The organism is Undibacterium sp. SXout7W, assembly GCF_049339385.1.
GTDB lineage: Bacteria > Pseudomonadota > Gammaproteobacteria > Burkholderiales > Burkholderiaceae_D > Undibacterium.
On sequence record NZ_JBMPPF010000102.1, the window covers coordinates 1 to 364 of the forward strand.

Sequence of the window (364 nt, forward strand, 5' to 3'; positions counted from 1 at the left end):
CTACCTTGTCGCGGTCCGCATCCGACAGTTCCTCGCCTTCGACGATTACCTTGTCGCCCACCACGCTGGCCTTGGCTTTCGGTATTGCTGCCAGGAAGGTCGCGACTTCGCGCAGGTAGCGGCCCATGTCGGTAGCCAGCACGGTGACTTTGATACGCTGGAAACGGCCTTGCTGGTTCCACACGAACAGGGTGGACGTACCCACGCCGTTGGCGAATATGATGATGTCCTTGTCGTCAAGCGCGTTGGCGGTAATGACCTGGCCGTTGCCGACCACAATGCGCGCTACGCCTGGCGTGGAGAAAACACGCGACTCGCCCGTAAACAGTTCAAGTTCCGGTACCGGCTCGCTGTCTTCCTGCTT

At 59.9% G+C, this 364-nt stretch carries 1 protein-coding gene; it reads right to left on the reverse strand.

Going from position 1 to position 364, the window contains the following annotated elements:
• A partial coding sequence (locus ACO0LB_RS20670; RefSeq protein WP_423052597.1) for a pilus assembly protein N-terminal domain-containing protein occupies positions 1-364 on the reverse strand: 364 nt, incomplete at both ends.